The following is an 18,488-nucleotide window of genomic DNA, read 5'->3' as shown; positions in this document are numbered from 1 at the left end:
ACACCCTAGCCACAAATGAAAATCAAAATTACCCTCGCAATCAGTTTTCTCGCACTGCTTATTGGTTTTACTGCTTTTAAAATTGATGATGATCCTTTTACCTTGCTTTTAAAAAAGCTCGAGGATTACACCAATAAATATCAACAGGAAAAAGTATACCTGCATTTAGATAAACCATATTACGCCATAGGCGATGATATTTGGTTTAAAGGATATGTAATCAATGCAAAAACCACTGCACCTTCTCAACTGAGCAAAATTTTATATGTAGAGTTAATTAATGAAAAAGATTCGGTGAAGAAAATGGTGAAATTGCCATTAATTAGCGGCATCACCTGGGGCGATTTTAAGTTGACAGATTCGTTAGGAGAAGGAAATTACCGAATTAGGGCATACACCAATTATATGCGAAACTTTGGAACTGAATTTTTCTTTGATAAAACCATTAAAATAGGGAACAGCTGGGCAAACAAGGTATTTACCAAAACCGATTACGCCTTTACAAAGGAAAACAATGTGGATAAGGTGCAGGCAACCATCCACTTCGAAGATAAAAATGGTATTGCTTATAAGGAGAACGATGTAAGCTACGATGTACAGCTTGATTATCGATCTGTTGCCAAAGGCAAAGTCAAAACAAATCTTTCTGGTGATGCCATAATAAATTTCACCAGCAGCCAGGCGCTTGCCAATAAATCGGGGAAAATTGTGGCCACGCTTACTTTAGAAAATAAGCAGAAAGTGGTAAAAACAATTCCAATTACTTCCACTTCTAACGATGTTGATGTACAATTTTTACCGGAAGGCGGTTCGATGATTGAGAATCTTCCTCAAAAGATCGCCATTAAAACTTTGAATGCCAGTGGACATGGAGAAGATGTAAAAGGCTCGATTGTAGACGAAACAGGAGCTGAAATTACCTCATTTGAAACCGCTTATTTAGGTATGGGGAATTTTATTTTTAATGCCCAGTCAGGAAAAACCTATACCGCGAAAGTTAAGTTTAAAGATGGATCCAGCAAAGATTTCAAACTTCCAGTAGCTCAAAAAGCAGGATATGCCATCGCCATTACCAATACTGATACAGCAAAGGTTACGCTTAAGATTATGGCTAGCGAAAGCTTAATTAATGGTAGCGAATTAAAAGTTGTGGCACAACAGGGTGGGAATGTTTTTTACGTTTCTAAAGCCAAAATGGACAAACAGGTTTTGATTGCCAATATCCCGAAGAAAAATTTACCAATTGGCGTAGTACAGTTCACTTTATTTTCTACTAACAACCAACCAATAGCCGAACGTTTAATTTTTGTAAACCATAAGGTTGATTTAATTGATCTAAACTTGAATACATCGGCTGTGTCAACCGCCAGGAAGGGAAAATCCTCTTTTAGTTTTGATGCCACCAACCAAAATAAGCCTGTATTGAGTGTTTACTCCGTCGCCGTTACCAACGCTACCAAAGTGGCGCCTGACGAAGATAACGAATCGAATATCCTTACATCGCTTTTATTAACTTCAGATTTAACCGGATACATTGAAAAGCCAAATCATTACTTCCTTAATGATGATGTTAAAACAATGAAAGAGCTGGATAATTTGATGTTAACGCATGGCTGGAGTAGATTTTTATGGCGCAATGTAGCTGCCGGAACAGGCCCAGCAATCACATACAAGCCTGAAAATTCGCTTAGCATCAGTGGAACGGTTACTAAAGGTGGCAAGCCGGTTCCAGGGGGTAAGGTAATGATCATGGCATCTAAAGGAACATTTTTCATTTTAGATACGGTTACCAATGCAGATGGAAGGTTTGTGTTTGATAATTTAAATTTTCCTGACAGCACCAAATTTGTGGTTCAGGCAAGAACTAAATCAGAACGTAAGTTTGTAGATATTAATTTAGATGTGGTACCAAATCAGATCGTAACCAAAAACAAAAATACAGGAGATGTTGAAGTAAATGTGAACAACTCTTTGATGAAATATATTAAGGAAAGCGACAATTATTTTAATGAAATGACACGGTTAGGTTTGCTGGAGCGAACCATAAAGTTAGAGGAAGTGACCATTACTGAAAAAAGAAATCCGGCAAAAAATTCTGCTAATTTAAATGGCGCAGGAAGAGCAGATTATATTATGACTGCTGATGATCTTTCTACCTGCATAACTTTGTCTCAATGCTTACAAGGGCGTTTGCCGGGGGTGATTTTTCAGGGCGGAATTCCTTATCTGATGCGCAGCCAAAATACGCCAATGTCGATTGTTTTAGATGGGATGCGGGTTGAAGCCGATTTTCTTGATAATATCGTTCCTTCAGATGTAGAATCAATTGAACTTTTAAAAAGCATTGGTAATACAGCTATTTATGGTTCTCAAGGAGGCGGTGGCGTTATCGTCATTACAACTAAACGTGGCGGAGGAACAGCAAACTACAATAGGTATGCACCAGGAGTGGTAACGCTTAGTCCGAGAGGGTTCTCTGTTTCGAGGGAGTTTTATTCTCCAAAATACGATGCAGGTACAAATAGTAACCGGGCAGATTTAAGGACAACCATTTATTGGAATCCACAAGTTGTTGCTGAGAATGATGGCAAAGGAAAATTCGAATTTTATAATGCCGATGAGCCAGGGCAATACCGGGTGGTAATGGAAGGCATTGATGCTTTTGGCCATTTAGCCAGAAAAGTTTACACTTATGAGGTGAAATAAAGAAAAATAGATAGATTTGAATATTATGCAAGCATAGCTTATAGGTTTGCCTGATAAGATCAATATTTACATTTTGAAATTTAACATGGAAACAATTAAAGTAAGCGTTAGCGATAGGTTAGCAACAATTACGTTGAGCAGGGGAAAGTCTAACGCATTAAATGGACAACTGATCACCGAGCTAGATGACTTGCTTAAAAATATCTCTGCTGATGACAATATAGGTGGAGTAATTTTAACTGGAACGGCTCCATTCTTTTCAGCAGGTTTAGATTTAGTAGAACTTTACAACTATAATGAGGAAGAAGCAAAAGATTTTTGGAAACTGTTTTTAAATTTCACTGCTAATCTTGTCGCCTTTAAGAAGCCGATTGTTGCAGCAATAAGTGGGCATAGTCCTGCCGGAGGATGCGTTTTGGCACTTGCTTGTGACTATCGTGTTATGGCAGAAGGGCAATATATTATCGGTTTAAACGAAGTTCCGGTTGGAATCATTGTTCCTAACAGCATTTTTCAGATGTATGCCTTTTGGTTGGGTAAAGCTGAAGCCACCCGTAGCTTATTGACAGGTAAACTTTACAACCCGGAAGAAGCGCTTAAGGTTGGTTTGGTGGATGAGCTGGTGAAGAACGAAAGCCTGCTTACGGCGGCAGAACGAAAGATTAAAAAGTTCATGGAATTGGAAAGTAATACCTGGTCGCAGAGTAAACTAAATATCCGCGAAGAATTAATCGCAGCGGTGTCTGCAGATCAATCTGCATCTCTCGAAAAAATGCTTGCACAATGGTGGGCGCCCGCCACACGTCATATTTTGAAAACGATTATTGAAAGCCTGCAGAGAAAATAAAGCAATTTTTAGTTGGCGGTTTTGTTCTGACGGTTGAACTATGCTTCAACTGTCGCAATTCAATAGTATTTCAACTGAATAATATAGCAATTAACTAATCACGATATTAAACCCACTAACCAAAATATTATGCTCAACTACAATTCTCCTATGCTTCGAGAAGATGCGCTGAAAGGCAAAACCATTGTAATTACAGGTGGTGGTACTGGCTTAGGAAAAGCAATGGGAATCTATTTTCTTAAGTTGGGAGCAAATCTTGTTATTACAAGTCGCAAGCAGGAGGTTTTGCAAAAAACAGCCGACGAGATGGAAGAAAAAACTGGTGGTAAAGTTTTGGCCGTTGCCTGTGATGTAAGAGATCCCGAACAGGTGGACAATGTATTAGCAAAAACTTTAGAGCGATTTGGTTCGGTAGATGTGCTCTTAAACAACGCTGCTGGTAACTTCATTTCTCCTACAGAAAGATTGTCGGCAAATGCATTTTCATCTATTATCGACATTGTTTTAAAAGGAACAGTGAATTGCACCCTGGCTTTTGGGAAACATTGGATCAAAGAAAAGCAAACAGCAACAGTTTTAAATATTATTACTACTTATGCGTTCACTGGTTCGGCTTATGTGGTGCCATCGGCCTGCGCAAAGGGTGGTGTATTGGCTTTAACCCGATCATTGGCGGTAGAGTGGGGCAAATATGGCATCCGCACCAATGCGATTGCACCGGGTCCTTTCCCAACAAAAGGAGCGTGGGAGCGCTTATTGCCTGGTGATTTAGCTAAAAAATTCGATTTCAAAAACCGTGTTCCTTTGAAAAGAGTTGGAGAACACCAGGAGCTGGCAAATCTTGCTGCTTTTTTAGTGAGCGATTTTTCGGGCTACATTAATGGCGAAGTGATTACAATAGATGGTGGCGAGTGGCTGCAAGGCGCCGGCCAAATGAATGGATTGGAAGCCATTCCTAATGAGATGTGGGATATGTTGGAACAAATGACCAGAAGTGCCAAAGGGAGTTAAGAAGATTAAAGTTTAAAGTTAAAAGTGCTTGTGGGTTAGATTTTCTGGAAGTCACTAAGTTCCCTAATATCAACAGATCAACTTTACAACATTTCAATATTCAATTTTCCAACACTAATCCTATCTTTGCCGATATGAATATCTTACTTTTAGGTTCAGGCGGCAGAGAAAGTGCATTTGCCTGGAAAATGAGCCAGTCCTCGCACTGCGATAAATTGATTATTGCACCAGGAAACGGTGGTACAGGGGTTTATGGTACCAATATCAACATCAACGTAAATGATTTTGATTCGATAAAAAAGGTAGTTATTGCAGAAAATATCGAACTTGTTGTGGTTGGTCCAGAAGAACCTTTAGTAAATGGTATTCACGATTTTTTCTTAGCTGACGCGTCGCTTGCACATATTCCGGTAATCGGTCCTAAAAAAGAAGGTGCTATTCTGGAAGGAAGTAAAGATTTTTCCAAGCAGTTTATGGAGCGTCATGGCATCCCAACCGCAGCCTCAAAATCTTTTACACCCGAAACATTAGAGCAAGGTTTGGCATACTTGGAAAAGCATGCTTTGCCTGTAGTTTTAAAAGCTGATGGTTTGGCAGCAGGTAAGGGCGTTCTAATTTGTACCGAAACCGTTGAAGCACAAGAAGAATTAAAATTGATGCTTGGTGGTAAATTCGGTGCCGCTGGCGCAACGGTTGTTATAGAGGAATTTTTGAGCGGCATTGAGCTTTCCGTTTTTATTTTAAGCGATGGCGAAAACTATGTAACCCTTCCTTCAGCCAAAGATTATAAAAGGATCGGGCAAAACGATACAGGTTTGAACACTGGAGGTATGGGTTCGGTTTCTCCGGTTCCGTTTGCTACCCCAGAATTTTTGCAAAAAGTTGAAGAGCGAATCATTAAACCTACAGTAGAAGGTTTGAAGAAAGATAATATCGATTACACGGGTTTCATTTTCTTTGGATTAATCAAAGTAGGTGATGATCCTTTCGTAATCGAATACAATGCCCGTATGGGCGATCCGGAAACGGAAAGTGTTATTCCACGCATCGAAAATGATTTGGTAGAACTATTTATGGCCACAGCGAATAAACAGTTGAACCAGGTTAAGCTTGTAATCTCTGAGCAAACTGCGGCCACAGTAATGATCGTAGCTGGTGGTTATCCAGGAGAATATTTGAAAGGCAAGGCGATTTCGGGGATTGAAAACTTGCGTCATTCAAATGCTTTTCACGCTGGTACCTTGCTTGATAATGATGTGGTAAAAACCAACGCTGGAAGAGTGATTGCGATCACAAGCCTACAGAAAGATCTTTTTACTGCGCTGCAATCTGCTACTGCCGATGCAGGTAGAATTTACTTCGATGGCAAATACTTTAGAGAAGATATTGGTTTTGATTTGATATAGTTCATCGTAAAAAAAAGCCGCAGATTTGCAGATTATCTATTTAATAAAATCTGCAAATCTGCGGCTTCGGTATGAAGTGGAATCTATTTCGATTTGCTTCCCAAAAGTTCCTGAAGCTTGTCTTGCAATGCCTGCTCTCTTAAACCTTTAGCAATAATTTTTCCGGTTGGATCTATTAAAAAGTTAGCTGGAATTGAACGAATGCCATAAAGCTGGGCAACTTCATTGTTCCAGAATTTTAAGTCAGAAACATGAGTCCAGGTTAACTTATCATCTGCAATGGCTTTTAACCAGGCAGCTTTTTTACCAGGTTGATCTAACGAAACACCTAAAACGGTAAAACCTTTATCTTTAAATTTATTATAGGCTAACACTACATTTGGATTTTCCTGGCGACATGGCCCGCACCAAGAAGCCCAAAAATCAACCAAAACATATTTTCCTTTAAAATCAGACAACTTAACAGGTTTGCCTGCGGTATCTGCTTGGGTAAAATCCATAGCCATTACACCCACAGCGGTTTTTCTCCCCGCATCGAACATTTGGGTAAGTTGTTTTCCGTTTGGAGTTGCCTTCAATTCTGGAGATAGCGCTGTAAATGCCTTTTCAGCCGCAACAGCTTGTTCCGGATCACTCGCTAATTGACCAATCGCACTCAAACTGATATATGATTTCGGGTTATTCTGTGCGAAGTTTAATAAAAGCGGCGGAAGCGCTTCTGATTCTTTCTCAAATTTCTCTCTTAACTTAGTCATTAAGGCTTCATCCTTTTTCTGCTCTGGAGTAAATGCTCTGTATTCAGCATCGATAGCCATTAACTTATCATTAACTGGTTTGGTTAAAGCTTTTAATTTCCTGGCATCATCATTCACTGGAGAACCAACAATAGCAGCGTTTTTCAACGAATCTGTAGCTGTCAAATTAATACTTCCTGGTTCTACGTAGATAGATAAGCCATCTAATTTCTCCCCTTCAGCAGGACGGGTAACGTACGGATTTTTGTTTAAATAAAGACTTCCCTGTGCAGGATTTTCAACTGTACCTTTAAAAGAAAATGCTCCATTTACAACCGTTGTAGAATCGGTAATGTTTTTTCCATCGCCCTGATAAATCAGATAAACTTTACTACCAGCTTTTAATCCTTTTATATTTCCGTTTAGTGTAAACGGTTTTTGCGCCAACGCTGCTAAAGGCAATAAGGCCAGCGCAGATAATAATATTTTTTTCATTAATGAGATTTGTTTTTTCAAAAGTAGTGATATATATAGCTAGAACGCAATTGCTTGTGTAAAATTATGGTAGCGTTGAAGTGTGTTTGAACTTCCACAAATTATCCATTGGATTATGATAACTTCTGAAAAGTACGCCACCATAAATCGGGCATTTCGCCGCTTACTGCAGTCTGGTAATCATCATAACGGCAAGGTACGAGGTGGTAACGTTCGTTTTTCGATTGGCCCGAAGGATATGGAACCTGCATCCACCAGCGATCTGATTTTTTGCTTTTCACGAAAACCATTTCACCAGAACCATCTTTCAAACTGGTTCTGTAAATCATAAATTGTGATTTTGGTGTAAGTGGGAAATCCTTTTTACGGGCATAAAAACCATCTACAAAATACCAGGTCATCTGCGCCAGCAAAAACGCGGTTTGGCCATTATTATCGTAGGCCGGGTTAAATTCGTAAAAACCAATTGAAGTCAATTTATCGTTCATGCCCGCATAACGGGCAATTCGGCAGGCTTCTTCACCGTCGAAACCATTTGGTGTAGTGTTCGCATTTGCTGCAGCATCAGCCGATCGGATGGCACCCAGATCAAAACTGATCATGTTCGCATTGCGGATAATGGGCTCTGTCAACGTGATGTCCTGAGCAAATTCTCCAAGGCGGTGAACATCAAAATAAAGCTTGTCCATCACACTCAGGCTTTCTTGATTTACAAAATAAGTTTGATAACCAATGTTGCTGTAATTGAAAAGATAGTTGGGTTGATGAAGAAAAATCTTATTCAGATAACAGTCTGATCTTGTTTGGATTCCAGGGGTATCATCGTCGCCAATATCAAATTGATTGTCGATAATTACCAGATCCACCTTTTGCTCTAAATCTTCATAGCCTAAATATTGGGCATAGGTTAAATCCTGGCCGCCGCCGATAATAATGGGAATGATGTCTTTTTTGATCAAATCAGACACCACCATTTTGATGGCAATGTAAGTATCGGCAACCGTTGCGCCATGCTTGATATTTCCTAAATCGACAATTCTACTGCTGAAAGACCCTTCATTAAGTTTGTAAAATTTCTCCCTGAAATAATCGGGTGCCAACGCACAGCCTTCATTATTTACTGCCCCCCTTCCATCTAACACACCAATAATGGCCAAATCGTAAGTATTCTCTTCAAAATCAGGAAACGATTCGGTAAAAATGTGTGCTTTTAAACCTAGCTGGCTTGTTAAAAATCCTTGCTTTGGTGTAAAACTATCAGGGTTTATTGGGGAAAAGAAATCCGTTAATGACATATATTTAAAACTCTCGGCTCAAATATCTATTTTTGAATGCGTATTTCCACATATAGCTCGAAAAAAATAAAATGATACTGGTAACCGGAGGAACGGGATTTTTAGGGTCTGAACTATTAAAACAGTTAACCGATAAGGGTTTAACCGTACGAGCGCTGAAACGTGAAAATTCAAAAATTCCGGTTATAATTAAAGACAATCCATTAATTGAATGGGTTCTGGGTGATATAAATGAACCCGCTGACCTGGAAGAAGCCTTTGAAAAAGTAACTCATGTTTATCACTGTGCGGCTTTTGTATCTTTAAGTGCTAAACATAAAAAACAATTGTTCCATGTCAATATCGATGGAACTTCAAACATTGTAAATCTCTGTGCCGAAAATAATTGCAGGCTTTTACATGTGAGCTCAGTTGCTGCTTTAGGAATAGCAAAAAGAGGGAATAAAATTTCTGAAAAGGACTTTTGGGAATATGATTCGAAGGCACATGCTTACGGGCTATCGAAGTATGAAAGCGAGATGGAAGTGTGGCGTGGAATTAACGAAGGCCTCGATGCCATAATCGTAAACCCATCAGTAATTATTGGGAAAAATGCAGGTTTCGAAGGGAGCGGAGCCATCTTTAAATTAGTAAAAGACGGATTTCCTTTTTATACAAACGGCGCCTCTGGTTTTGTTGATGTAGAAGATGTAGTGAAAGCGATGATTTTGTTGATGGATGCTGAAGTTTCAGGAGAGCGCTATATTTTATCATCTGAAGATATTCATTACAAAGATTTATTTACACAGATAGCAATAGGTTTTGGAGTAAAGCCGCCTACAAAGGAAGCAAAAGCATGGATGCTTGGTGTAGCCTGGAGAGCATTGAAATTCACATCCTTATTCACCAGAAATGAACCATCAATAACTAAAGACACTGCCAAAAGTAGTATCACTTTAAGTTATTACAATAATAATAAAGTGATTGAGCAAACCGGAATCGTTTTTAAACCGCTTGCTCAAAGTATAACAGAAATTACCCAACACTTAAAATAATGCCCAAACAAAAAGCATATTACATTATCGATTTCGACAGTACTTTTACCCAGGTAGAAGCACTTGATGAACTCGCTAGAATCTCTTTAAGGAACCACCCAGACAAAGAGGCAATTTTCCAGAAGATTGAAGACTACACCAATTTAGCCATGGAAGGCAAGCTTTCATTTTCAGAAAGTTTAGCGCAACGGGTGAAATTGCTGGAGGCAAATGAAGATCATTTGAAACAACTGATTAAACACTTAAAAAAGAAAGTTTCTACCTCATTTTCGCGTAACGCAGAATTTTTCAAGAAACATGCTGATGATGTTTTAATCGTTTCTGGCGGATTTAAAGAATTTATTACTCCTGTGGTGAGCCAGTATCACATTAAAAAAGAAAATATTTATGCCAATACTTTTGTAACCACTGGCGATGGAAAAATTATAGATTACGATCACGCAAACCCTTTAAGTGAAGAAGGCGGGAAAGTAAAGTTATTGCAACATTTAAAGTTAGAAGGGGAACTTTTCGGTATTGGCGATGGTTATTCAGATTTTCAGCTGCGGGAAAGTGGGCTGATCAATAAGTTTTTCGCTTTTACAGAAAATATTGCCCGTGAAAGCATTGTTGCCAAAGCCGATCACGTAACGCCAAGTTTTGACGAATTCCTCTATGTGAATGATTTGCCAAGAGCAATTTCATACCCCAAAAATAGGATTCTTTGTTTGGTTATTGGCGATGTTGATCCACTAACACTTTCTATACTCAAGAATGACGGCTTGTCCATCAGGCATAAAACTTCTTTCGAAGAAAAATATGTTAAAGATGTCGGCATTATTGTTCTGGCAGATGGCGAAAAGATTGATAAGGAGCAACTAAAAAACGCTGCTAAACTTAAAACAATTGGTTATTTAGGAAGCGCAAAGAATAAAATCGACTTTGATGTTTGCACTAAACAAGGAATTGTAGTTTTCGATGATCCGAAAAACAATCCCCGTAATATCGATTTTATTCCAAAACGAGTAGCTGATTTTATGAATACCGGCGCTACCTATTTGAGTGCCAATTTCCCGAATTTGCAGTTGCCGAAAATCGATAAATCGCACCGGTTAATTCATATCCATAAAAACGTTCCAGGCATTATGGCCAAAATTAATACCGTGTTCGCCAAACATGATATCAACATTGTAAGCCAGTTTTTAATGACAAACCCAGAAATTGGATATGCAATTACCGATATCAATGCTGAATACGATAAACAATTATTTAAATCACTCAAAAAGATTGAGCACACTATAAAATTTAGGGTATTATATTAATTCAACGATTTGACCTTTATCAATGGATTTAAGTTTTGACAACTTTGCTAGTACTTAAGAAAGAAAGTTGTCAAAGCTTACCTTAAAAACTGATGTCTCTTTAACAACAAATGTTTTGGGCTACCAATAGCTTGCGAACGATAGATGCCAGTATGCCCGGAAAATAGATAGGCCACAACGCAAGCAAGAGCAATGTATATTCCAGATGCTACACCAAACAATTCTACGCCCATAAAAATACAAGCCAATGGTGTATTTGCTGCGCCAGAGAAGACGGCGACGAAACCTATTCCAGCTAATAATCCGATAGGTAATGGAATAAAAACACTCAAGAAACTACCCAATGTTGCGCCAATGAAAAATAATGGGGTTACTTCTCCACCTTTAAAGCCACAACCTAAGGTTAATGCCGTTAAAAAAAGTTTGATGGCAAACGTATAATAAGGCTCCTGTTGCGTAAATGATTCAGAAATTACAGGAATTCCTAATCCTATATATCTTGTTGTACCCAAGAAATAGATAATGACAATTAAAGTCAACCCACCAAATACTGGCCTTAAAGGCGGATACTTTATTTTACTGAACAAGTTAGAAAAGCCATGGTTTAAGGCGGAGAAAGATCTGGCCACTAAGCCAAAAACAATTCCAACACCCAACGATAGTAACAGATTAATGGCATCCATTTGTGGCACAACACCAATGGAATAATGAGTGTGGCCAACGCCCCAAACTTTGCATGCATAATCGGCAATTATAGCGGCTAAAAACGAAGGCAAAATTGCAGTGTACATTAAACTACCTACCACGAAAACCTCTAAGCCGAAAATTGCACCTGCTAATGGCGTCCCGAATACCGACGCAAAGCCAGCACTAATTCCGCAGATGAGAATAATTTTTCTGTCGCGTGGCTTTAACTTAAATAGCTTGGTAAACTGATCGGCAAAAGCACCTCCAATTTGTACAGCAGTTCCTTCTCTTCCTGCCGATCCTCCAAATAAATGAGTAATAATCGTTCCGGCAAAAATTAATGGCGCCATAATTAATGGAATTACCTTTTTGGGTGACTGTAATTCTTCAATTAAAAGATTGTTTCCTTTAACAACATCCTTGCCCCAATAATGATATACTAAGCCAATTAAAAAACCTGCAACTGGTAAAAATGAAATGATCCAAAGGTGGCTTTCTCTGTAATTTGTTGCCCAATTTAAGGTTACTAAAAATAAGGCAGATGCAGAGCCAACTATTGCACCAATTAGCGCTGCTATTAAAAGCCATTTTAAAGTGCTCAATAATACTACTCCGAAATCCTTTTTAATAAAAGAATTGATAGACAGAAGGAATCCTTCTGTTGGTTTTTTAACAGGCATTAGAATTCAATTTAAATAAAATTGTAGGAGTCATCAGCCTGTTTGGCGGTTTTGGCGGTACCCCATCGCCATTGTTCAAATGTATAAATTTTAGCAATTTCTTCCAAAATCTTTAACACCTTTGTAAAGCTAACTTAGAATAATGGATTTTACACCCGAAATAAAAGATAAACTTCATCAGCTACAAGAAAAATATACAGCCATGGGGCAGGATATGGCTTCTTATCTAGATGGGTTGCTCTATGCCGATTTTCTAACCTACTGGGATTACATCCATTTGGATACGCTGCTAAGTTTACAAAGTCCAAAAACGCCGTTTCCTGATGAAGAGATTTTCATCATGTACCACCAAATTACTGAGTTATATTTTAAGCTGACCTTGCATGAATGCAGGCAAATTGCTGAACATGAAAATTTAACTGTCGAATTTTTTACTGCTCGTGTTAAAAGAATTAATGCTTATTTTAATGCATTGACTACTTCTTTCGAGGTGATGGTGGATGGCATGGAGAAAGAACAATTTTTGAAGTTCAGAATGTCATTATTACCTGCTAGCGGTTTTCAATCCGGGCAATATCGGATGATTGAGATTTGTGCAACTGATTTTATTCGTTTGGTTGATAAAAGTAAACGCGAAGAATTAAGCACCGCTACTATCGAAGAACAGTTCGAACATGTTTATTGGAAGTTTGGTGCTACAGAGTTGTCATCGGGTAAGCAAACTTTAACATTAAAGCAATTTATTAAAAAATATGCCGCTCAGTTTTTACAGCTGGCTAAAGATAGATCACTTACAAATTTCTCGGCTTTGTATCATCAGCTGGCAGCAAATGGTGCTGATGTTTCTGCGCTTGCAGAAGAATTGCGTAAGCTCGATTTATATGTCAATGTAGAGTGGCCATTGTCGCACTATAAATCAGCAGTGCGTTATTTAGAAAAAGATCCGATTGATGTAGCCGCAACCGGCGGTACCAACTGGCAGAAATATTTGCCTCCGCGTTTTCAAAAACGAATTTTTTATCCTTTTTTATGGAGTGATGAACAAATGGGAGAATGGGGCAAAGGCTGGGTGCTTAGTGTACTCAAAACACTCAAAAACAAAGATTAATATCAGAAAATACTATTAAAAAAGCTCGTTTTTTGCTAATTTGCGTCAATTAGAAAATGATAGATGGAGTGAGTGATAGAATGAGTGAATTTGCGATCCGCAAATCATTCAATCATTCAAAATTCTCTCATCCCAAAATTTAAATTATGACCGAGACATTAGATATAAAAATCACCAAAGCTGATCAAACTCGTTTGACAGTTACAGATTTTTCTCAATTACCATTCGGTAAAGTTTTTACCGACCACATGTTTACCGCCGATTACGAAGATGGCGAATGGAAAAATTTACAAATTATTCCTTACGGACCTATTCCAATGAGTCCTGCAATTTCTGCCCTTCATTATGGCCAGGCGATTTTTGAGGGTTTGAAAGCTTATCGCCAACCCGATGGAAAAATTAGTGTATTCCGTGCCGACAAAAACTTTGAGCGTTTTAATAAATCTGCAGCGAGAATGTCTATGGCTACTATTCCTGAAGAAATTTTTATGCAGGGATTAGCAGCCTTAATTAATGTTGATGAGAAATGGGTTCCAAATCAGGAAGATTATGCGCTTTATATTCGTCCGGTTATGTTTGCTACCGATCCTTATTTAGGCGTGAGAGCATCAGATACTTACAAGTTTGCCTTATTAACAACGCCTACGGGCCCTTATTATAGTTCTGCTTTAAAAGTTAAAATTGAGACGGAATTTACCCGTGCGGATGAAGGTGGAGTTGGATTTGCAAAAACTGCTGGAAATTATGCCCGCTCACTTTATCCTTTTGAGCAAGCCAAAAAAGAAGGGTTTGATCAATTAATCTGGACAGATTCGGTAACTCACGAATATATTGAAGAAGCAGGCACTGCAAATTTGATTTTTGTAATCAATGGAAAGTTAGTTACACCTTCCATTCGTAGTACCGTATTGGATGGCGTTACACGCGATACAATTATTAAATTGGCTAAAGATGCAGGCATTGAAGTTGAAGAGCGTAGAGTATCAGTTGCAGAAGTGATTGAAGGCATTAAAAATGGTACCTTAACTGAAGCTTTTGCTGCAGGTACCGCCGCTACTGTTACTCATGTTGGTGTAATTGGTTATAAAGACGAAACTTACCAATTATCAGATCCATCAACAAGGCATATTTCTAATGGAATAGCTAAGAAGTTAAATGATATTCGGTATGGCTTAGCGCCAGATGAATTTGGTTGGAACTGGGTATTATAAATCTAATTAAGCATAAAAAAAGCCTCGAAAATTTAAATTTTCGAGGCTTTTTTGTTAAGCTTGATCTTTAATCTTTGCTCCTTAATCTTTATTCTTATTTATCTAAGATTACAACACCTTTAGCCTCAAAAGCTAATTCCTTTTTAGGGTCAGTAATTTTAGCAACTTCTTCCGGCGATTTTTTAGCATCTTCAGCATAGTGACGTAGCGTTTCTACCGAAATGGTTTGCTTTTTTGCTATACCATCCAGAACAACATTTTTGCCAACAATATCCATCGGCATGAAGAATGCATAATCTTTAAAGGTTACCCTCATCGGATCGCCGTTTGGCATTTGCAAAGTCATCCAACATCCTTTTTTCTTACAAACATCAACAACTTTACCTTCAATCTTCATGTCGGCAGTTTTTTTGTCTCCCATGGCAGCTTCCATTTTAGCCGCTGGTTTCACATCGCCAGGCTTAACTTCTTCGCCAAATTTCTGACCTGTATATGCAGTTTGTGCAAAGCCGATTGCTGCAAATAAGCAGAAGCCAAGACTTAAAATGATCTTTTTCATTATTTTAATTTTTAAGATTTGTTGCAGTTTCCTATCTGAACCAAAGTTATTTAAAATTTTTCTCAATAGCGAAAGCAAAAAAAATCCTCGTTAGCTCTCACTAACGAGGAAAATCATCCCTATTGTTATAGATCACATCCCATGATGTACAACATACTACCTTAGGCAAATGTTAATCCAAAGTGCCGATGTATAAATAGGTATTCCTTATCATGTTGATAATCAAATATTTAATGACTTTTGAGGCGCTGTGCCAGAAAAATGTCAACTGTGGAAATGGGTAAACAACTCAACTATCTAAATAATTTTGTAGAAAATATTCCCCAACAATTCCAGTTCATTTAGCCGAATATCATTCCAAAAACTTCCTCAATTTTGCTTACTGCCTTAATTTCCAGGTTATATTTAGCAATGTCAATACCTTTTAAATTGTATTTAGAAATATAAATTGTTTCAAAGCCCAATTTATCTGCTTCTGCTATTCGTTGTTCTATTCTATTTACCGCTCTTATTTCACCAGATAAACCAACCTCAGCGGCAAAACAGTTTTTAGATGATATTGGAATATCCTGTTGTGATGAAATGATGGCGATTAAAACTGCCAAATCGATTGCAGGATCTTCAACCCTAATTCCGCCAGCGATATTTAAGAATACATCTTGCGTACTCAGCCTAAAACCACAACGTTTTTCAAGTACAGCTAAGAGCATGTTCATCCTCTTGGTGTCAAAGCCAGTTGCAGATCTTTGCGGGGTTCCGTACGCGGCAGCACTCACCAGCGCTTGGGTTTCTATCAACATTGGTCTGGCACCTTCTAACATTGCAGATACGGCAATTCCACTAAGCTCTTCATCTCGTTGCGATAGAAGAATTTCTGATGGATTGGAAACCTCTCTCAAACCACTTCCTTGCATTTCGTAAATCCCGAGTTCAGCTGCGGCTCCAAAACGATTTTTGATCGAACGTAAGATGCGGTAAACATGATGCCTGTCGCCCTCAAATTGCAATACGGTATCAACCATGTGTTCGAGTATTTTTGGTCCGGCAATGGCACCATCTTTCGTAATATGGCCGATTAAAAATACGGGAACGCCAGTTTCCTTCGCGAAGCGTAAAAGCTCTGCAGTACATTCTCTCACTTGCGATACACTTCCTGGAGTAGAATCAATGTGAGAAGAATGCAGGGTTTGGATGGAGTCTACCACTAAAATTTCTGGCTCCAAAATTTCTATTTGTTTAAAAATATTTTGGGTAGATGTTTCTGTTAGGATATAGCAATCAGCAGACGGACTTTCTTGAATTCTTTCTGCCCGCATTTTTATTTGTTGTTCACTTTCCTCTCCAGAAATATAGAGTATTTTTTTGCCTTTCAGGTTCAGTGCCAATTGCAGCATCAGAGTAGATTTCCCTATTCCAGGTTCTCCCCCGATAAGCACCAATGAACCTTCTACCAAACCACCGCCTAAAACGCGGTCAAGTTCCTTATCACCAGTTGCAATTCTTCTTTCAATGGATGATTCAATCTCATCAACTTTGCTGGGTTTACTCAATTTTCTTGAGCTGGTTTCGGTTTTCCAGGTGGGTACTGATGTTGTATTTTTTTCGATAACTTCTTCTACAAAGGTATTCCATTGGTTGCATGAAGGGCATTTACCCAACCATTTCGCCGATTCGTAGCCGCAGCTCTGACAGAAGTATGCTGTTTTAGTTTTTGCCAAGTGATTTTTGATTTTAGATTTACGAATTTAAGTGTTAAAGCCCGCAAAAGCTAAATCACTTTTAAACAAAAAAGCCTGAACTTTTAAAGTTCAGGCTTTGATTAAATGTTTTGAGTTATAATTTTATCTCTTCATCTTTTGATGAGATAAAGTGGAATTCGTTTAGATAATACGATGATTGAGCTTTTACTTTGATCCACTGGCCATATTTAAAGAACCAACGTCGCTGTAAATTAAAAATCCCTTTCGTTATATATGCTTCTATGTAAGGATGAACGCAAAGGGTTACGCCTTTTTCATTCTGTTCACGTAAAATATAATTTAGGTTATTTTCAATATCATCCATTAAAACGATACTCGCCTTAATTTCTCCAGTACCTCCACAGGCTGGACATTTTTCTACCGTAACAATATTCATCTCCGGACGAACACGTTGTCTGGTGATTTGAACCAAACCAAATTTACTTGGAGGTAAAATGGTGTGTTTCGCTCTATCCAATAACATCAGCTCACGCAAATAATCGAATAGCATTTTACGGTTTGTAGGCTTGTGCATATCGATAAAATCGATTACCACAATGCCGCCCATATCACGCAAGCGCAATTGACGGGCAATTTCTTTAGCCGCCTCTTTGTTTACCTGTAAAGCATTTTCCTCTTGATTTTCTTTACTGGCAGTACGGTTTCCACTGTTCACATCTATTACGTGAAGTGCTTCGGTATGTTCTACAACTAAGTAGGCTCCACCCGGTAGGTTTACTGTTTTTCCGAAAGCATTTTTAATTTGCTTTTCTATCCCAAAGTGATCGAACATAGGTTCTTTCTGCTTATAAAGCTTCACGATTTTTTCCATTTCTGGAGAAATATCATGTACATAAGAACGAATATCGTCGAAAAGCTCTGGTGTGCTTACGTAAACGTTTGTAAAATCAGGATTCAGAATATCACGAATTAACGTAGAAGATCTGTCCATTTCGCCCCAAACTCGCTTTGAGGGCTCTGTTGAAGGTACCTTTTTTATAAAGTTTTCCCATTTAGCAATCAAATCCAAAAGATCTTTTTGCATTTCGGCAACTCCACGGCCTTCAGAAACGGTTCTGATAATTACCCCAAAATTTTGAGGCTTAATACTCTCGATAATCTTTTTTAAACGATTACGTTCGGTATTACTTTTAATTTTTTTTGATACAGATATGGTATTGGAGAATGGCACCAGTACCACATACCTGCCGGCAATCGAAATGTCGGAACTCAAACGCGGTCCTTTAGTAGAAATTGGCTCTTTTGCAATTTGTACCGGAAGGAGCATGTTTTTAGAAAGCACATCAGAAATTTTGCCTGCCTTGTTTATATCGGCTTCTAGCTTTAAATTATCTAATAATGTGCCTGTAACCGAGCCATTACGCTTGATCTTAGTTAGCTTAATTAAAGATTGCACCTGAGGGCCCAAATCAAAATAATGCAAGAAAGCATCTTTTTCATAACCCACATCTACGAAAGCAGCATTCAGGCCGGGCATAATTTTTTTAATGCGGCCCAAATAAATATCGCCTACGGCGTAGTTATTATTGATTTGTTCTTTGTGAAGCTCAACAAGTTGTTTGTCTTCAATCAACGCTATGGTAACTCCGGCAGGAGTCGAATTGATAATTAATTCTTTTACCAACAGCTACAGATTTAAGGCTTTCGCCTATTA

14 protein-coding genes and 1 riboswitch are annotated in these 18,488 nt (G+C 38.4%); of the genes, 8 read left to right on the top strand and 6 right to left on the bottom strand.

Annotated elements, in window-relative coordinates; all coding sequences use genetic code 11:
* Window positions 1-15 precede the first annotated feature (15 nt).
* The 4 genes from ACZZZK_RS11470 to purD all read left to right on the top strand — a co-directional run bounded on the left by ACZZZK_RS11470 (window position 16) and on the right by purD (window position 5,970).
* Window positions 16-2,706: a TonB-dependent receptor plug domain-containing protein gene (locus ACZZZK_RS11470; RefSeq protein WP_463484245.1), complete on the top strand. Its 2,691-nt coding sequence runs from the start codon at window positions 16-18 to the stop codon at window positions 2,704-2,706.
* Between the two features lie 85 nt (window positions 2,707-2,791).
* Window positions 2,792-3,553: an enoyl-CoA hydratase/isomerase family protein gene (locus tag ACZZZK_RS11465; protein WP_463484244.1), complete on the top strand. Its 762-nt coding sequence runs from the start codon at window positions 2,792-2,794 to the stop codon at window positions 3,551-3,553.
* Window positions 3,554-3,682: 129 nt separating this feature from the next.
* Complete coding sequence (locus ACZZZK_RS11460; protein WP_056851149.1) at window positions 3,683-4,564, top strand: SDR family oxidoreductase; 882 nt, start codon at window positions 3,683-3,685, stop codon at window positions 4,562-4,564.
* Between the two features lie 134 nt (window positions 4,565-4,698).
* On the top strand, window positions 4,699-5,970 hold the full coding sequence (purD, locus tag ACZZZK_RS11455; protein WP_463484243.1) for a phosphoribosylamine--glycine ligase: 1,272 nt from the start codon (window positions 4,699-4,701) through the stop codon (window positions 5,968-5,970).
* Between the two features lie 83 nt (window positions 5,971-6,053).
* Here the strand turns inward: purD and ACZZZK_RS11450 are convergent, their stop codons facing one another.
* Both ACZZZK_RS11450 and ACZZZK_RS11445 read right to left on the bottom strand, forming a co-directional pair.
* Window positions 6,054-7,199, bottom strand: a complete 1,146-nt coding sequence (locus ACZZZK_RS11450) for a redoxin domain-containing protein (protein ID WP_463484242.1) — start codon at window positions 7,197-7,199, stop codon at window positions 6,054-6,056.
* 113 nt (window positions 7,200-7,312) lie between these two features.
* On the bottom strand, window positions 7,313-8,494 hold the full coding sequence (locus tag ACZZZK_RS11445; RefSeq protein WP_463484241.1) for a formimidoylglutamase: 1,182 nt from the start codon (window positions 8,492-8,494) through the stop codon (window positions 7,313-7,315).
* A 71-nt stretch (window positions 8,495-8,565) separates the two neighbouring features.
* On the opposite strand from ACZZZK_RS11445, the gene ACZZZK_RS11440 reads away from it, so the two are divergent.
* Together ACZZZK_RS11440 and ACZZZK_RS11435 are read left to right on the top strand one after the other, a co-directional pair.
* Window positions 8,566-9,528, top strand: a complete 963-nt coding sequence (locus ACZZZK_RS11440; RefSeq protein WP_463484240.1) for an NAD-dependent epimerase/dehydratase family protein — start codon at window positions 8,566-8,568, stop codon at window positions 9,526-9,528.
* The gene (locus tag ACZZZK_RS11435; RefSeq protein ID WP_463484239.1) at window positions 9,528-10,829 is read left to right on the top strand and encodes an HAD-IB family phosphatase; all 1,302 of its coding nucleotides are present in this window, start codon (window positions 9,528-9,530) and stop codon (window positions 10,827-10,829) included. The genes ACZZZK_RS11440 and ACZZZK_RS11435 overlap by 1 nt, the downstream gene beginning before the upstream one ends.
* 77 nt (window positions 10,830-10,906) lie before the next feature.
* Here ACZZZK_RS11435 and ACZZZK_RS11430 read toward each other — a convergent pair whose 3' ends face one another.
* Window positions 10,907-12,196 (bottom strand): voltage-gated chloride channel family protein, encoded by a 1,290-nt coding sequence (locus ACZZZK_RS11430; RefSeq protein ID WP_463484238.1) that lies wholly within the window; start codon window positions 12,194-12,196, stop codon window positions 10,907-10,909.
* Between the two features lie 17 nt (window positions 12,197-12,213).
* A riboswitch (Fluoride riboswitch) is annotated at window positions 12,214-12,275 on the bottom strand.
* 63 nt (window positions 12,276-12,338) lie between these two features.
* On the opposite strand from ACZZZK_RS11430, the gene ACZZZK_RS11425 reads away from it, so the two are divergent.
* Together ACZZZK_RS11425 and ACZZZK_RS11420 are read left to right on the top strand one after the other, a co-directional pair.
* Complete coding sequence (locus ACZZZK_RS11425) at window positions 12,339-13,304, top strand: tryptophan 2,3-dioxygenase family protein (RefSeq protein WP_463484237.1); 966 nt, start codon at window positions 12,339-12,341, stop codon at window positions 13,302-13,304.
* Between the two features lie 146 nt (window positions 13,305-13,450).
* On the top strand, window positions 13,451-14,515 hold the full coding sequence (locus tag ACZZZK_RS11420) for a branched-chain amino acid aminotransferase (protein ID WP_463484236.1): 1,065 nt from the start codon (window positions 13,451-13,453) through the stop codon (window positions 14,513-14,515).
* Between the two features lie 94 nt (window positions 14,516-14,609).
* Here ACZZZK_RS11420 and ACZZZK_RS11415 read toward each other — a convergent pair whose 3' ends face one another.
* The 3 genes from ACZZZK_RS11415 to ACZZZK_RS11405 all read right to left on the bottom strand — a co-directional run bounded on the left by ACZZZK_RS11415 (window position 14,610) and on the right by ACZZZK_RS11405 (window position 18,458).
* Window positions 14,610-15,074 (bottom strand): DUF4920 domain-containing protein, encoded by a 465-nt coding sequence (locus ACZZZK_RS11415; RefSeq protein ID WP_056851141.1) that lies wholly within the window; start codon window positions 15,072-15,074, stop codon window positions 14,610-14,612.
* 341 nt (window positions 15,075-15,415) lie between these two features.
* A complete protein-coding gene (gene radA, locus ACZZZK_RS11410; RefSeq protein WP_463484235.1) occupies window positions 15,416-16,792 on the bottom strand; it encodes a DNA repair protein RadA in 1,377 nt (458 codons plus the stop codon).
* 115 nt (window positions 16,793-16,907) lie between these two features.
* Window positions 16,908-18,458: an Rne/Rng family ribonuclease gene (locus ACZZZK_RS11405; RefSeq protein ID WP_056851139.1), complete on the bottom strand. Its 1,551-nt coding sequence runs from the start codon at window positions 18,456-18,458 to the stop codon at window positions 16,908-16,910.
* Between the last annotated feature and the right edge of the window lie 30 nt (window positions 18,459-18,488).

It is taken from the genome of Pedobacter sp. AC163, from assembly GCF_979258665.1.
Note: the sequence above shows the minus strand (reverse complement) of the source record. Positions and strands in the feature narration are given on the sequence as shown.

What these genes read in the sequence shown, in the direction of transcription:
- ACZZZK_RS11470 (WP_463484245.1), top strand. Translation starts at nt 16, where the DNA reads ATGAAAATCAAAATTACCCTCGCAATCAGTTTTCTCGCACTGCTTATT.
- ACZZZK_RS11465 (WP_463484244.1), top strand. Translation starts at nt 2,792, where the DNA reads ATGGAAACAATTAAAGTAAGCGTTAGCGATAGGTTAGCAACAATTACG.
- ACZZZK_RS11460 (WP_056851149.1), top strand. Translation starts at nt 3,683, where the DNA reads ATGCTCAACTACAATTCTCCTATGCTTCGAGAAGATGCGCTGAAAGGC.
- purD (WP_463484243.1), top strand. Translation starts at nt 4,699, where the DNA reads ATGAATATCTTACTTTTAGGTTCAGGCGGCAGAGAAAGTGCATTTGCC.
- ACZZZK_RS11450 (WP_463484242.1), bottom strand. Translation starts at nt 7,199, where the DNA reads ATGAAAAAAATATTATTATCTGCGCTGGCCTTATTGCCTTTAGCAGCG.
- ACZZZK_RS11445 (WP_463484241.1), bottom strand. Translation starts at nt 8,494, where the DNA reads ATGTCATTAACGGATTTCTTTTCCCCAATAAACCCTGATAGTTTTACA.
- ACZZZK_RS11440 (WP_463484240.1), top strand. Translation starts at nt 8,566, where the DNA reads ATGATACTGGTAACCGGAGGAACGGGATTTTTAGGGTCTGAACTATTA.
- ACZZZK_RS11435 (WP_463484239.1), top strand. Translation starts at nt 9,528, where the DNA reads ATGCCCAAACAAAAAGCATATTACATTATCGATTTCGACAGTACTTTT.
- ACZZZK_RS11430 (WP_463484238.1), bottom strand. Translation starts at nt 12,196, where the DNA reads ATGCCTGTTAAAAAACCAACAGAAGGATTCCTTCTGTCTATCAATTCT.
- ACZZZK_RS11425 (WP_463484237.1), top strand. Translation starts at nt 12,339, where the DNA reads ATGGATTTTACACCCGAAATAAAAGATAAACTTCATCAGCTACAAGAA.
- ACZZZK_RS11420 (WP_463484236.1), top strand. Translation starts at nt 13,451, where the DNA reads ATGACCGAGACATTAGATATAAAAATCACCAAAGCTGATCAAACTCGT.
- ACZZZK_RS11415 (WP_056851141.1), bottom strand. Translation starts at nt 15,074, where the DNA reads ATGAAAAAGATCATTTTAAGTCTTGGCTTCTGCTTATTTGCAGCAATC.